The organism is Streptococcus oralis, from assembly GCF_001578945.1.
GTDB classification, from domain to species: domain Bacteria; phylum Bacillota; class Bacilli; order Lactobacillales; family Streptococcaceae; genus Streptococcus; species Streptococcus oralis_Q.
Map to the genome: position 1 here is coordinate 93,022 of NZ_KQ969550.1, position 14,675 is coordinate 107,696.

General features: G+C 40.1%; 14 protein-coding genes and 2 pseudogenes. 2 read left to right on the forward strand and 14 right to left on the reverse strand.

Going from position 1 to position 14,675, the window contains the following annotated elements; translation table 11 throughout:
• From metF to rlmD, 4 genes and pseudogenes are all read right to left on the reverse strand, one after another.
• On the reverse strand, positions 1-813 hold an 813-nt coding region (gene metF, locus SORDD16_RS00405), incomplete at its 3' end, for a methylenetetrahydrofolate reductase [NAD(P)H] (RefSeq protein ID WP_241733936.1).
• 78 nt (positions 814-891) lie between these two features.
• On the reverse strand, positions 892-3,141 hold the full coding sequence (gene metE, locus SORDD16_RS00410; protein ID WP_061451912.1) for a 5-methyltetrahydropteroyltriglutamate--homocysteine S-methyltransferase: 2,250 nt from the start codon (positions 3,139-3,141) through the stop codon (positions 892-894).
• A gap of 233 nt (positions 3,142-3,374) precedes the next feature.
• Positions 3,375-3,636: pseudogene (locus SORDD16_RS10395) on the reverse strand (hypothetical protein).
• Between the two features lie 238 nt (positions 3,637-3,874).
• Positions 3,875-5,236 (reverse strand): 23S rRNA (uracil(1939)-C(5))-methyltransferase RlmD, encoded by a 1,362-nt coding sequence (gene rlmD, locus SORDD16_RS00415; protein WP_061451913.1) that lies wholly within the window; start codon positions 5,234-5,236, stop codon positions 3,875-3,877.
• Positions 5,237-5,273: 37 nt separating this feature from the next.
• Here rlmD and recX point away from each other — a divergent pair, with 37 nt between their 5' ends.
• Positions 5,274-6,050, forward strand: coding sequence for a recombination regulator RecX (recX, locus tag SORDD16_RS00420; RefSeq protein WP_061451914.1), 777 nt, complete (start codon positions 5,274-5,276; stop codon positions 6,048-6,050).
• An 88-nt stretch (positions 6,051-6,138) separates the two neighbouring features.
• Positions 6,139-6,671: pseudogene (ntdP, locus tag SORDD16_RS00425) on the forward strand (nucleoside tri-diphosphate phosphatase).
• A 358-nt stretch (positions 6,672-7,029) separates the two neighbouring features.
• Here ntdP and SORDD16_RS10400 read toward each other — a convergent pair.
• From SORDD16_RS10400 to SORDD16_RS00480, 10 genes are all read right to left on the reverse strand, one after another.
• Positions 7,030-7,887 carry an Rgg/GadR/MutR family transcriptional regulator gene (locus SORDD16_RS10400; protein WP_081215092.1) on the reverse strand — a complete coding sequence of 286 codons (858 nt, stop codon included), beginning with the start codon at positions 7,885-7,887 and terminating at the stop codon, positions 7,030-7,032.
• 12 nt (positions 7,888-7,899) lie between these two features.
• On the reverse strand, positions 7,900-8,673 hold the full coding sequence (locus tag SORDD16_RS00440; protein ID WP_061451915.1) for a class I SAM-dependent methyltransferase: 774 nt from the start codon (positions 8,671-8,673) through the stop codon (positions 7,900-7,902).
• A gap of 399 nt (positions 8,674-9,072) precedes the next feature.
• Positions 9,073-9,840, reverse strand: coding sequence for an epoxyqueuosine reductase QueH (locus SORDD16_RS00445; RefSeq protein ID WP_061419827.1), 768 nt, complete (start codon positions 9,838-9,840; stop codon positions 9,073-9,075).
• Positions 9,841-9,963: 123 nt separating this feature from the next.
• The gene (groL, locus tag SORDD16_RS00450; RefSeq protein WP_061451916.1) at positions 9,964-11,586 is read right to left on the reverse strand and encodes a chaperonin GroEL; all 1,623 of its coding nucleotides are present in this window, start codon (positions 11,584-11,586) and stop codon (positions 9,964-9,966) included.
• A 15-nt stretch (positions 11,587-11,601) separates the two neighbouring features.
• Complete coding sequence (gene groES / locus SORDD16_RS00455; RefSeq protein WP_061451917.1) at positions 11,602-11,886, reverse strand: co-chaperone GroES; 285 nt, start codon at positions 11,884-11,886, stop codon at positions 11,602-11,604.
• A gap of 149 nt (positions 11,887-12,035) precedes the next feature.
• A complete protein-coding gene (locus tag SORDD16_RS00460; RefSeq protein ID WP_000282461.1) occupies positions 12,036-12,431 on the reverse strand; it encodes a single-stranded DNA-binding protein in 396 nt (131 codons plus the stop codon).
• A 77-nt stretch (positions 12,432-12,508) separates the two neighbouring features.
• On the reverse strand, positions 12,509-13,270 hold the full coding sequence (locus SORDD16_RS00465) for an SDR family NAD(P)-dependent oxidoreductase (protein WP_061451918.1): 762 nt from the start codon (positions 13,268-13,270) through the stop codon (positions 12,509-12,511).
• Between the two features lie 41 nt (positions 13,271-13,311).
• Complete coding sequence (gene ytpR / locus SORDD16_RS00470) at positions 13,312-13,938, reverse strand: YtpR family tRNA-binding protein (protein WP_061451919.1); 627 nt, start codon at positions 13,936-13,938, stop codon at positions 13,312-13,314.
• A gap of 14 nt (positions 13,939-13,952) precedes the next feature.
• Positions 13,953-14,270 carry a thioredoxin family protein gene (locus SORDD16_RS00475; RefSeq protein WP_061451920.1) on the reverse strand — a complete coding sequence of 106 codons (318 nt, stop codon included), beginning with the start codon at positions 14,268-14,270 and terminating at the stop codon, positions 13,953-13,955.
• Positions 14,267-14,566, reverse strand: coding sequence for a DUF4651 domain-containing protein (locus tag SORDD16_RS00480; RefSeq protein WP_002875970.1), 300 nt, complete (start codon positions 14,564-14,566; stop codon positions 14,267-14,269). The genes SORDD16_RS00475 and SORDD16_RS00480 overlap by 4 nt, the downstream gene beginning before the upstream one ends.
• Positions 14,567-14,675: the final 109 nt, after the last annotated feature.

A 14,675-nucleotide genomic window follows, 5' to 3' on the forward strand; every position in this document is an offset into this window, starting at 1 on the left:
AGCCGTTTCCGCATTGTTCATGGTGTAGAGGTGCACTCCTGCTACATCCTGAGTCACCAGGTCCACGATTTGGTCCACCGCATAGGCAAGTCCTGCTGCTTTGAGCGATTCTGGATCGTGCTCATACTTGTCTAGGATGGCTTTAAATTTACGTGGCAAATGGATATTTTCACAAGTTTTCAAGAGACGAAGCGCCTGATTGCGGTTGAGGATTGGCATAATCCCCGCATGAATCGGTACATCAATCCCAGCCAGGGTACACTTGTCTTGGAAATCATAGAAGCGCTCATTGTCAAAGAAGAGTTGGGTAACTAAGCTAGAGCAGCCAGCATCCACCTTCTTTTTCAAAAACTGAATATCTGAAATCTGATTCGCTGAATCTGGATGCCCCTCTGGGTAACAAGCTCCAATCACGTCAAAGTGAGGCGCCTGCTCCTTGATAAAGGCAATCAAGTCCGTCGCATAACGAAAATCTTTTTGTGGTTCCACATCTGGGATAATGTCTCCCCGAAGGGCCAAGATTTTCTGCACCCCAACCTTGTCCAACTCTAAAACGGTTTCTGCTACCTTTTCCTTGGTCAGATAAATCGCTGGGAGATGGGCGATTGTTGGAATATCCAGCTCATTTTGGATGAAATCTGCCAACCGAACCGTGGTCTCCTTGATATTAAATTTATTATTACTAGCGGTCACACTGATGAAATGTGGGGCCAAACCCTGCATTTCTTTTAACGCCTGAATGATTTTTTCATTGCCTACTGCTGGATTGGGAGGAAAAACCTCAAAGGATAGACTCGGTGTGTGTTGGCTCATAGAGTGAATAGTCCTTTCTTTCTGACCTCAAGGGTGAGAAAATAGCCGACCAAGCCAAGTAGCCAGCTATTTACCTACTTATAGTTCTTTACGGGCTGCTTTAGCAGCTTCAACAAGCTTAATCAAGCTTTCTTTGGTTTCTTTGATACCACGTGTCTTCAAACCACAGTCAGGGTTGATCCAAACTTTCTTGCTTGGTACTTTGGCAAGGATGGCTTCGATTGTGTGGTCGATTTCGCCTTCGTTTGGCACACGAGGAGAGTGGATATCGTAAACCCCAGGTCCCACTTCTGTTTGGAAGTTTTTCGCTTTGAGTTCGTCCAAGATTTCAAGGTTTGAACGGCTTGCTTCAAAGGAAATAACGTCCGCGTCCATGTTGTCAATAGCTGGGATGATATCTGTAAATTCTGAGTAACACATGTGAGTGTGGATTTGTGTGTCTGGCGCTACTGTTGAGTGTACCAAGCGGAAGGCAGGAATTGCCCAGTCAAGGTAGTCTTCATACCAGTCGCTACGACGGAGTGGCAATTTCTCACGGAGAGCTGCCTCGTCGATTTGGATGATCTTCACGCCTGCAGCTTCAAGATCAAGAACTTCATCCTTGATCGCAAGAGCGATTTGAAGAGTTGAGTCCTTGATAGAGATGTCTTCACGTGGGAATGACCAGTTGAGGATGGTAACAGGGCCAGTCAACATACCCTTAACAGGTTTGTCAGTACGGCTTTGTGCGTAGCTAGACCATTTGACAGTGATTGGGTTAAGACGAGTGACGTCACCCCAGATGATTGGTGGTTTCACCCCACGCATACCGTATGATTGTACCCAACCATTCTTAGAGAAGAGGTAACCTGACAAGTTTTGACCGAAGTACTCAACCATGTCATTACGCTCGAACTCACCGTGTACAAGCACGTCAAATCCAACTTCTTCTTGCCATTTGATCCATTCATCGATGGTTTCAGCAAGAAAGGCATCATAGTCTTCTTGAGACAATTCACCCTTACGGTAAGCCAAGCGTTTGGCACGAACTTCCTTAGTTTGAGGGAAGGAACCGATCGTTGTTGTTGGAAGAGCTGGAAGTTTAAAGGCTTCTTCTTGGATGGCTTCACGTTCTGCAAAGGCTGGCAAACGAGTGTAGTCAGCGCCTGTCAAACCAGCGATACGCGCACGAAGTTCTGCATTGACACCCACACGTTCAGTCGCAAAGAGTTCTTTGTTTGCTGCAAGAGCTTCTGCACCTTGACCATTGCGGATAGCATCCAAGTCACGAAGTTCTTCCAATTTTTCAACTGCAAAGGCAAAGTGGTTCAAGATAGCTGGTTCAAATTCTTCATTAGCAGTTGTAAATGGCACATGAAGAAGTGAGCATGAGCTTGTCAATACGATGTTTTCAGCTGGGATTTGCTCAAGAATAGCCAAGCTCTTCTCGTAGTTGTTACGCCAGATGTTCTTACCATTGACAATACCTGCGTAGAGAGTCTTATTAGCTGGGAAACCACCTTTAACGAGTTCAAGAGTTTTCTTACCTTCAACGAAGTCCAAACCGATGGCATCTACTGGCAAGTTCACAAGGTCAGCATAAACGTCACGCACATCACCAAAGTAAGTTTGAAGCAAGACTTCAAGACCTTTTTTGTCAGCCAAAAGTTTGTTGTAGAGGGTCAAGAAGAGAGCTTTTTCTTCAGCTGTCAAATCTTTGACAAGAGCCGCTTCGTCGAGTTGGATGCGAGTCGCACCAAGTTCAGCTAATTTAGCAAAAACTTCTTGGTAAGCAGCCACTAAGCTGTCTACGAAGTCTTCAGCTTTCACGCCTTCTTCAAAGTCTGACAATTGAAGGAAAGTGAATGGTCCGACGAGAACAGGACGAGTGTTAAGACCAAGTTCTTTGGCTTCTTGGAACTCATCAAAGATCTTGTGACCTGCAAGTTTGACTTGAGTGTCTTTTTCAAACTTAGGAACGATGTAGTGGTAGTTGGTGTTGAACCATTTCTTCATCGGAAGGGCACGCACATCCCCTTTTTCACCTTGGTAACCACGCGCCAAGGCAAAGTAGCGCTCAAGGTCAGTCAAGTCCAAGTTTTGAACAGAAGCAGGCACCACGTTGAAAAGGAAAGCTGCATCTAGGAAGTTGTCATAGTGAGAAAAGTCATTTGATGGGATTTCAGTGATGCCTTTTTCTTTGACAATGTTCCAGTGTTTAGCACGCAATTCTTTTGCTGCTGCCAAGAGTTCTTCTTCTGAGATTTCTTTTCTAAAGTATTTTTCAGTTGTAAATTTCAATTCGCGGAATTCGCCCAAACGAGGGAAACCGATAATTGTAGTTGACATAATGTGTCCTCCAAAATATGTTGTTGAAACTATCTTAACAGAAAAGAAACTGTCTGTATAATTGTAAATAATTAGGCTTTGATATAGTTTGAAACTATATCACTTTTTTGTCAAAAGAAAAAGACTTGAGACCAGCGTCTCAAATCCTTTGTATTGCTAGTTTTATGGCTGTATTTTAGTTGAAATGCTCAAACGAGCTATTGACGATTGATATAAGTGACTATGGCTTGAGATTATAACCTAATCCCTTTCTCTCGGAGATTATCCAGACACTCCTCATAGTATCCTGGTCATGCTCACTATAGATGGGATTGCACACCTTTTCTCAGTCAGGTCTTCATAAGGAGGCCAGGTTTTGCCACGGTAGTTCTTGTCCAGCCATTCTGGACTGACATTGTAGCCACGGTCAATCATCTCTTGAACCTGGCTCAGCTCCACCACTTCTTGCTTGAGATATTGGCGAATCTCATTGTAAATATTGCTGGAATAACTCAAAACGAGATATTTGTTTCTAGCTCAGAGTCGTTGGTACTGGGAATTTTGGTTAGTTTGTTCCATGTTTCTCCTTGCTTTCTATGAGTTTCCAGGAAATATGGAAACAAAGTTGTAACTTAAAATGAGCGAATACATTTCTTTATCCAATATATAGTAATCTGTGTGACTTGCAGAAAATGCTTTATTAGACTTCCTGCGAAACTAAATTATAGTTTCGCAGGAAGTCCAATATGACAGCTTATTTTTTCATTTTCTTAACTAACTTAACGATTGCTTCTGTTCGTGCGGTGTGGGGAAACATATCGACTGACTGGATGTACTGGAGGTCGTAAACTTTCACAAGCTTAACTAAATCGCGTGCCAAGGTCGAAACATTGCAGGATACATAGACCATTTTTTCTGGAACATAGGTCAGAATGGTATCCAACAGCTTATCATCTAAGCCTGTACGAGGAGGGTCGACTATCAATGCATCTGCTCGATAACCATCTTGATACCAGCGCGGAATAATCTCTTCGGCTGTTCCCGCTTCGTAATGGGTATTGTCAAACCCCATTCTCTGAGCATTTCGCTTGGCATCATCAATGGCTTCTGGGATAATGTCCATTCCTCTGAGACTCTTGACCTTCTTTGCGAAGGCAAATCCGATTGTCCCAACACCGCAATAGGCATCAATCAGATGATCTTCTTTACTAACCTCCAGTGCCTTAACTGCTTCACTATAGAGAATTTCTGTCTGCTCAGGATTGAGCTGGTAGAAGGCACGGGGTGATAGAGAAAATTCATAATCGAGTACACCTTCTTGAATGCTCTCTTGCCCCCAGATAATTTCCGTCTTTTCACCATAAATTTCACTTGTTTTTGCTGTATTTGTATTAACTGCCACTGTGACGACTTCTGGAAAATCCTTGACTAGATCTTTGACTAGTTGATTCAAATTTAGCTGGCGGTTCGTGACAACAATAATCTGGACTTGTCCCGTTTTTCTTGCTCGACGTACCATGATGGTGCGAACGCCGAGCGTTTTTCTCTCATCTGTAATTGGAATTTGGTGGTAAGTAAGAAGTTCAGCAAGGCGATTCGCAATCGCTTGGGTTTCTTTATCTTGTACCAAGCAGTCTTTTAACTCTACGAGATAATGAGAGCTTTGTGCATACAAACCTGCCTTGACCTGATTGTTAAATTTTCGAGTCTGAAATTGCAACTTAGCACGGTAGTACTTTGGTTCCTGCATTCCGATAGTTGGACGAATTTCATAGTTTTCATATCCCGCAGGGGCAAATTTTTTCAGGGCTTGATGGAGCAGATCCGTTTTGAACTCTAACTGTTTATCATAGTGGAGGTGCATGATCTGGCACCCTCCGCATTCATTATAAATCGTACAAGCCGGTACGACTCGAAATTTCGACTTCTTATTAACCTTTAGTAATTTTGCTTCAACAAAGTTACGTTTGATAGAAGTAATCTGACAATAGATATCTTCTCCTTTGAGGGCCCCTGGCACAAAAACGAGAGTTTTCTGGTAGAAACCGATTCCCTCACCATTGATACCCATCCGCTTGATTTTTAAAGGTATTTTTTGTTTGACTTTCAGATTCATATCCCTATCTTATCACATTTTAGGGTATAATAGAACTATGAAAATCACAAAACTTGAAAAGAAAAAACGTCTCTACTTGATGGAGTTAGATGGACAGCAAACCTCTTATATCACGGAAGATACCATTGTCCGTTTTATGTTGTCTAAAGATAAGGTGGTTAGCAAAGAAGAATTGACCGAGATTCAGGACTTTGCTCAGTTTTCTTATGGTAAGAACCTCGCTCTCTACCATTTATCCTTCAAGGCTCGTACTGAAAAGGAAGTGAGAGAGTATCTAAAAAAGTATGATATTGATGAAAAAATCACTAGTCAAGTTATCGCTAATCTTAAAGAAGATAACTGGATTAATGATCGTCAGTATGTCTACTCTATCATCAATGCAAATCAACTTTCTGGAGATAAGGGACCTTATGTGCTAGCTCAAAAACTGTCTCAAAAAGGAATTGTCAAATCAACTATTGAAGATGTTTTAAAGGATTTTGATTTTTCAGAGGTTGCTCAACGTGTTGCAGAAAAACTGCTTAAAAAATACAATGGAAAACTTCCCGCTCGTGCCTTGCAGGATAAGATTATTCAAAACTTGACGAACAAAGGCTTCTCCTATTCTGATGCTAAAAATGCCTTTGATGACTTGGATAGTCAAGTTGATCAAGAAACGACTCAGGAACTCATTTTTAAAGAGTTAGATAAACAATATACTAAATACGCTCGCAAATATGAAGGTTACGAACTAAAGCAACGATTGACTCAAGTTTTAGCTAGAAAGGGCTATGATTTTTCGGATATAGCGAGCGCTCTCAGAGAATATCTATAACATTTTCATGTAAAATTCAAAAAAATTAGATCAATTTATGATATAATAGTAGATGATAAACTTATAAATTGTAGAAAGTTGGTTAGTTATGAAACTTCCAAAAGAAGGCGACTTTATTACAATTCAAAGTTATAAGCATGATGGGAGTCTCCACCGTACTTGGCGGGACACCATGGTACTAAAAACAACAGAGAACGCTATTATTGGCGTCAACGACCACACACTTGTTACCGAAAGTGACGGTCGTCGTTGGGTGACTCGAGAACCGGCTATTGTTTACTTTCACAAAAATATTGGTTTAATATCATTGCTATGATTCGTAATAATGGGATTTCCTACTATTGCAACATGGCGAGTCCTTACTATCTCGATGAAGAAGCCCTGAAATACATTGATTATGATTTGGATGTCAAGGTCTTCACTGATGGTGAAAAGCGTCTCTTGGACGTTGAAGAGTATGAGCGCCATAAACGCAAAATGAAGTATTCTGATGATTTAGACTATATTTTGAAAGAGCATGTTAAAATCCTTGTTGATTGGATCAACAATGGACGCGGTCCTTTCTCAGAGGCCTATGTCAACATTTGGTACAAACGCTACATAGAACTAAAGAATCGGTAAAGTTGTCAAAGGTCAGGAACAAAATCCTGACCTTGTTTTTTTGATAGTGTAAAATAAGTTGTGTAGACACAAAAAAAGAATAAATCTATTATAGTAGAGTTACAACACATTACTAGAGAGAAATTTATGCAGAATTCGCTAAATATATAAAACAAATAGACATACTGATGTTTTTTAATATCTTTGTTCCTTGTAAATTTACAATAAACTTATATCGTTTAATACAAAAATACGGAGATGATTAGTATAAAAATACAGGTCAACTTCGTATAAAATAATTTATTTTTTGTATTTCCACCTAGCATCAATCATTTAGCACAACATTTTAAAAATAATATCTTTACAGAGAAAATGCTATTTAATCTACCAACTCATTTAATCGTTTTTGAAAATATAAAGCAATACTTTTAGATTCAATAAACTCAAAATATTTTATGACATTGTTCATCTGTTTAACTCCAGATTCTTTTGATTCAGTCAGATATATTTTATATCCTTCTACAAATTTGAATGTAGATTTTTCAAAAACTTTTGTGTCATCTTTTAATAATTTTTTTAATTCCATTTCAAAGTAATCTGCATATATTAGATGTGAATTTTCAAGGCAACAGAACCAAAAATTTAAACAAGCTGACACAACTAAATTTCTATTCTTGCCGATTTTTTCGTAATAATGTGTACGCTCTAGTATTTCTTTTCCGACCATGTAAATATAATCTATTTCAAAAAGATGATATAAATTACCAATCAGCATTATCTCATAGAACTCCCATCGTTCCTTCTGGAATAAATAGTCATATACTAAATTTAAATCATTTCTACTAACTACATGATTACAATCTATCTGATTTAATAATCCCTGAACCATTATTGTATTTATTTTATAAGTTTTTTCCCCACTCTTCTCAAAAAGTTTTTGTTGCTCATTTTTTATTTCCTCCAATCCTTTAGTATTCAAACTATAAAAATTTGGAGATAAATCAACCAAAAAATCATCGAGCTCCGATCTTTTATAATGTTCTAGGTAATTACAAAAATTCTCTATCGAAACATTGATATTTGATAATAATTTAAAGAACGTTGAAAGAGAAATTTCATTTTCTCCTCTTTCAAATCTAGAAAGTTGAGATTTTGATATAGAATTAGCTGCAGCATACTCTAAAGAATATCCGTTTAATTTTCTAAAATATCGAAAAGCTTCTCCGTAATTTTTCACACTTTCATTCCCTTAACTTTCTTTTCGAGCGATAAACATACCATATTCTTTAGGAATGATCAACATACCATTATTAAACTCACTTTCCAATCCTTTACGTATTATTTCCTCTTCTAGTGAACCTATTTCTGAAATTCCTTTAAACGATTGGATGTATTTAACCAGGTCATCTATACTAGTTACCTGTAACTCATCATCATAGAGTAATGTATCTACAGAGTTAAAATACCTACTCAGGTACCTTTTGCCATTTTGTAAAGTAAACGTTTTATTTTCTAAATCTTGATTAACCTCATCTTTAAATAAATTTGCCAAATAATTTACAACTCCATTTTCACCAAATGTAGCACAGTAAAAAATGCCTTCGTTTTTTAAGACCCTATTCACCTCAGAGAGAGCTTTAGGGATATCATTCACATGATGTAGAAGCATATTAGCAATAACAATATCAAAAGCTTCATTCTCAAAAGAAATCTTTTGAATATCCATTATCTCATAGTTGACATTGTCTCTATTTCCAATCACTGACTTCGTTGATTTTACCATATCTTTAGAAAAATCTGTAACAATCAACTGCTTCATTTTATCTATAGAATCACTATTACTTTTCCACAGTTCTCCTGTACCACATCCCAATTCTAGAACCTTTACTTCATCAGTGATTTGGTAGTTAGAAAATATCCAATGATTAAATCCCAATTTATTTTTTGAATACTTCTTATGCAATTCTACTCGAATATCGAGATTATCATGACTTTTATATTGTTCAATTACTTTATCAATCATTTTAAACGACCCCCACTCTATAATTTGACATTATATCACAAGAATAAAGATAGTGTTAAATAAGTTGTATAAATGCAAAAAAGGAATATTCCGTTATAGCAGAGTTGTAACACATTTCTATAAAGAAATTTATTCCTACGACTCAGTTTAGCATGCTTAACTTCCTAACTCAAAAACAAAGCATCGATTAATTTATCCGTTCTTCTTTTGAAACAGATTTGAACTGATAATTGCTCGCTTTAATTTAAAAAGCTCTTTTGAGCAAAACTTCATTTTTTTAAGAGTCCAAGGCTTGTTGAAGACTCACAAGCCTTGGACTAGAAATTCAAAGATTGGTCCAACATTTTCTGTCTATCGCTTTTCTACTAGCAAAAAAACTACCTTGAGGCAAGTTTTCATTTATATATCTAATTTAGTGACAGTAAACTTGATATGAGAATAGTCTTTTTCAACATTTTTATCCAACAAGAAAGCCGTGGCATCCTTCTTAATCTGAACAAGATCAATGTTCTGGGCTTGAGCTGCATAGACGCATCCACAATAACATTGACGATAGATATCATACTCCTCGCACATCTCCACCGAGCGCTTGTAGCCTTGATTTTTCTTGAAATCACTTGGAAGATAGTGGGTGGTGTAAATCTTTTGCACATCGATTCCGATGCTGTTGATGGTTTGAGAATTCTTATGAGGACTGATGGTCAAAGCTGAACCAAAGTAGTCAAAGCCCAAGTCCATAGCCACTTGCGCCGTTTTATCCAGACGGTAGTCAAAACAAACCTTGCAACGATCCCCACCTTCGGGTTCTTCTTCCAGTCCTCTGACTAACTTCCGGTATTCATTTGGTTCATATGGGGCTTCTAAATACTGGACCGTATTTCCTGTTCGCTCATTGAAATCACTGACAAATTTCTTGGTGACGTAAGCTCTCTTGTGGTATTCTGCCTTAGGATGGATATTGGAATTGGCAAAATAGATGGTCACATCAGCGTACTTGGTCAGATACTCTAGGGTGTAGGTACTACAAGGAGCACAGCAAACATGCATGAGAATAGTGGGACGTTGCTCATTTTTCTCCCAAACTTGAACCATTTTTTGCATAACACGGTCATAATTAATCTTCTGATTGGGATTCATCTTGCTCAGAATTTCTTCTACATCGATCATGTTCTTCTCCTTCTTCTAGTCTTATTTTATCATATAAGTTAGGAGAGCTCAAATCTATTTAGAAGAGAAAACCTTAAAAGGAGGGATGTATGTTCCCTCCTTTTATGTTTTTTATAAGTGTTTTTACATCATCCCGCCCATCATGCTTGGATCCATTGCTGGAGCTGGGGATGCTGGTTCCGGTTTATTGGCTACGACTGCTTCTGTTGTCAAAATCAAGCTGGCTACAGAGGCTGCATTTTGAAGGGCAGAACGACTAACCTTAACTGGGTCAATGATTCCTTCTTCAATCATATTAACCCATTCGCCAGTTGCTGCGTTGAAGCCTGTACCAACTTCAGCATTCTTCAAGCGGTCAATAACAATAGAACCTTCGAATCCCGCATTGTGGGCGATTTGACGAACAGGCTCTTCCAAGGCACGGAGAACAATATTGCGTCCTGTTGCTTCATCTCCTGTCAATTCCAAATCAGCTACGGCTGGGATGACATTTACAAGAGCTGTTCCACCACCTGCAACGATTCCTTCTTCAACGGCTGCACGAGTAGCGTTGAGGGCATCTTCAATGCGGAGTTTCATTTCTTTCAACTCAGTTTCAGTTGCAGCTCCGACCTTGATGACTGCGACACCACCTGACAATTTTGCCAAGCGTTCTTGCAATTTTTCACGGTCAAATTCAGAAGTTGTAGTTTCGATTTGAGACTTGATAACCGCAACACGGTGAGAAATAGCTTCAGGATTTCCAGCACCTTCTACGATAACCGTGCTATCTTTGTCCACAGTTACTCTCGCAGCTTGACCAAGCGCCTCAATAGTAGCATCTTTCAACTCAAGACCAAGATCCTCTGTGATGACTGTTCCTCCTGTCAAGATGGCGATGTCTTCAAGCATTGCTTTGCGACGGTCACCAAAGCCAGGTGCCTTGACAGCTACTACGTTGAAGGTTCCACGAATCTTGTTCAATACAAGAGTCGGAAGAGCTTCACCATCTACATCATCCGCAATAATCAAGAGCGGACGATTGCTTTGGAGAATGCTTTCTAGGAGTGGCAAGATTTCTTGAATATTGGAAATCTTCTTGTCAGTAATCAAAATGTATGGATTTTCAAGATCAGCTACCATCTTTTCGCTATCTGTCACCATATACTGTGAAAGGTAACCGCGGTCAAACTGCATTCCTTCTACGACTTCAAGCTCTGTTTCCATACCACGTGATTCTTCGATGGTAATGACACCGTCTTTACCAACTTTTTCCATGGCTTCAGAGATGTATTCGCCGACTTTTTCAGAACGAGAAGATACGGCAGCAACCTGAGCGATAGCTTCTTTATTGGCAACTGGGATGGCATTGTTTTTCAAGGCTTCTACCGCTGCGGTAACTGCTGCTTCAATCCCACGACGAATGCCGATTGGGTTTGCTCCAGCAGTGACGTTTTTGATTCCTTCACGGACGATAGCTTGGGTCAAAACAGTTGCAGTTGTCGTTCCATCACCTGCGATATCATTTGTTTTTGAAGCTACTTCTGATACCAATTTGGCACCCATATTTTCAAAATGGTCTTCCAACTCAATTTCTTTGGCAATTGTCACACCATCGTTGGTAATCAAAGGTGAGCCAAATGATTTTTCAAGAACGACATTACGACCTTTTGGTCCCAAGGTTACTTTAACAGTGTCTGCAAGGATATCGACACCACGAACCATAGCTGAACGAGCATCAGATGAAAATTTAATTTCTTTTGACATATTTCTTTCCTCCCATTATTCTTCCACGATTGCCAAGATGTTAGCTTCGCCTACGATGATGTACTTTTCATCGCCATCTTTGACCTCAATACCCGCATGGGCTTCCACTAAGACACGGTCACCAGTTTTAACACTTGGAGCAACTAAGTCACCATTCAAGGTGCGAATACCTTGTCCAGTAGCCACAACTTGGGCTGTTTTGGTTTTTTCTTGGGCTGAGCCTGCAAGGACAAAGCCTCCAACAGTTTGTTCTTTTTCTTCGATTTTCAAGACCACACGGTCTCCTAATGGTTTTAACATCTTTTTTCCTCCATTCTAATAGTTAGCACTCTGATACACCGAGTGCTAACCAACTATTTCTATTGTATCACTTGGTCAGAAATAGTCAAGAAAAAAGTTTGACTTTCCAACACTAAAAAAGTCCGAGACTGACTCAGACTTTTCTCTTATTAAAATGGCAATTCCTCCTCTTCCAAAACCAAGTCTGCCAAGTCTTGACCCGCGTTATTTTCACGCATGGCACGTTGAGCGCGGCTTTCCAAAAGTTGGAATCCTGTAACAAGTACTTCGGTCACATAATTCATCTGGCCATTTTTCTCAAAGCGACGGGTACGAAGTTCTCCATCCACAGAGATAAGACTACCTTTAGTTGCGTAGCTTGCCAAGGTTTCAGCCAATTTTCCCCAAAGAACAAGATTGACAAAGTCAGCTTCGCGTTCACCGTTTTGGTCTTTGTAACGACGGTTCACAGCGATAGTTGCTCGCGCTACTGACTTGTCGTTGTTGGTTTTGTGCAATTCTGGTGTAGACGTCAAACGTCCGATCATGATAACTTTATTATACATATTTTCTTCCTCCTACTTATCTATTCGCAGGAAATCAAAAAAAGTTACAGAAATTTGTAACTTTTCGAGAAAATTTTTTATTTTTTATGAACCATGAAACCTGTCGCTTGTTGATTGGCCATAATGGTCATATCTGTAATCTGCACACGACGAGGCTGACTGGTCACATAGACCACTGTATCTGCAATATCCTGAGCTTGCAGGGCCTCAATTCCCTGATAGACGGTCGCAGCCCGCTCTTTATCACCGTGAAAACGAATTGTAGAGAAATCTGTTTCGACAATTCCTGGCTGAATGGTGGTCACCTTGATATCCGTTGCGATAGTATCAATTCGCAGACCATCTGAAAAAGTCTTGACAGCAGCCTTGGTGGCTGAGTAAACAGCTGCCCCAGCATAGGCATAGATTCCTGCGGTAGAACCCATATTGATAATATATCCCTGATTGGCTACTACCATAGAAGGCAAGAAACAGCGAGTGACTGCCATCAAACCTTTGATATTGGTATCCAACATGGTCAGCATATCCAATTCTTCATAGTCTTGATAGGGAGCCAAGCCAAGAGCTAGTCCAGCATTATTGACCAAGATATCAATCTGCCCTATCGTTTCTAGAATATCGGAGCAGACAGTTTTTACCATAGCCATATCCGTGACATCCAGTGGAAAGGTCCAAACTGTTTGATTTGGGTAGGTTGCTGCAAACTCTGACTTGAGGGCCTCTAGTCTGTCTGTCCGTCGCCCTGTTAGAACGACATTCTCCCCCTGCTCCAGATAAGCACGCGCAATCGCTTCACCGATTCCTGAGGTCGCTCCTGTAATCACTACATTTTTTGCCATCTTATTTCCCTCTATCTGGTCTATCAAATACTGACAATTTCCTAGGCAGTCCAGTGTTTGGCTGGGTCAAATGGAGTTCCAACAACTTGGTCTTCTGATAATTCAATAACCCCACGTTTTTGCGGAGCATTTGGCAAATGCAATTCACGAGGGCTGCACATCATGCCAAAACTCTTTTCGCCACGAAGTTCGCCTGGGAAAATAAGATTGCCTTTTGGCATCATAGCTCCAGGAAGAGCCACAATGGTTTTCAACCCGACACGCGCATTGGGAGCCCCTGCCACGATTTGCACTGTCTTGTCACTTGCGACTGCAACTTGGCAGATGTTGAGGTGGTCACTATCAGGATGAGCTACCATCTCGACAATTTCACCGACAACAAACTTAGGTTCCTTGTCATTGACAATTTCTTCTGTAAAGCCTTCCGCCCGCAATTCTTGGTTCAAACGAGCGACTTGCTCATCTGTCAAAAAGACTTGACCGCGCTCTGCAATTTCAAACAAACTTGAAACTTCGAAAATATTCCAAGCCACTGTTTCCCCATTATCTTTAAGAAAAACACGGGCTACCTTGCCTTTGCGCTCCACGTCTAGTTTGGCATCTCCGCTATTTTTCACGATGACCATAAGGACATCGCCAACATGCTCTTTGTTATATGTAAAAATCATTCTTTCCTTTTCTCCTATTTCAGTCCTGATAAAAAGTCGTTAATTTCTTCCTTACTTTTACGGTCGCGATTGACAAAACGACCGATTTCCTTGTCCTTTTCTAGCACAACAAGGCTAGGAATGCCGTACACATCCCAGAGTTTGGCCAGATCCAGATACTGGTCTCGGTCCACTCGAATAAAGGTGAACTCTGGATTGGTTTCCTCAATCTCTGGCAAGAATGGATAGATATAACGACAATCACCACACCAGTCCGCCACAAAAAGGAAAACCTTCTTGCCATCTTGCTCGACAAAACCTGCGAGTTCTTCTATACTATTGGGAGTAATCATAAGACTTCCTCCTCATAGACCAGATCTTCATTTTCATAGACAAAAGTATAATGACGGCCATCCTCGAAAATGACTCCTCCGACGAGTCGCTCTAGGCTACTTTCGTAGACTTGAACATAGAGAGTCGCAATCTCACCCATATCCGAGAAAAGTTCGCGCACGATAGCGGTCAACTCTTCTTGCGTCTTCATCAGTTTGTGGTTATCTGCTGCTTTTTTAGCCCCTAAAGCAAGGGCACTTAGACCAGCCACAGTCAAGCCAGTCATCCATAATTTCTTAGCTTTCATACCATTCATTGTAACACAAAAAGGGCTCTAGGACAAATAGGGAAGTAGCAGAAAAACAAGTAAAACTCCTCTTCCCTCAGTGAGAAAAGGAACTTCTAATTCTTATTACCAATCGCCT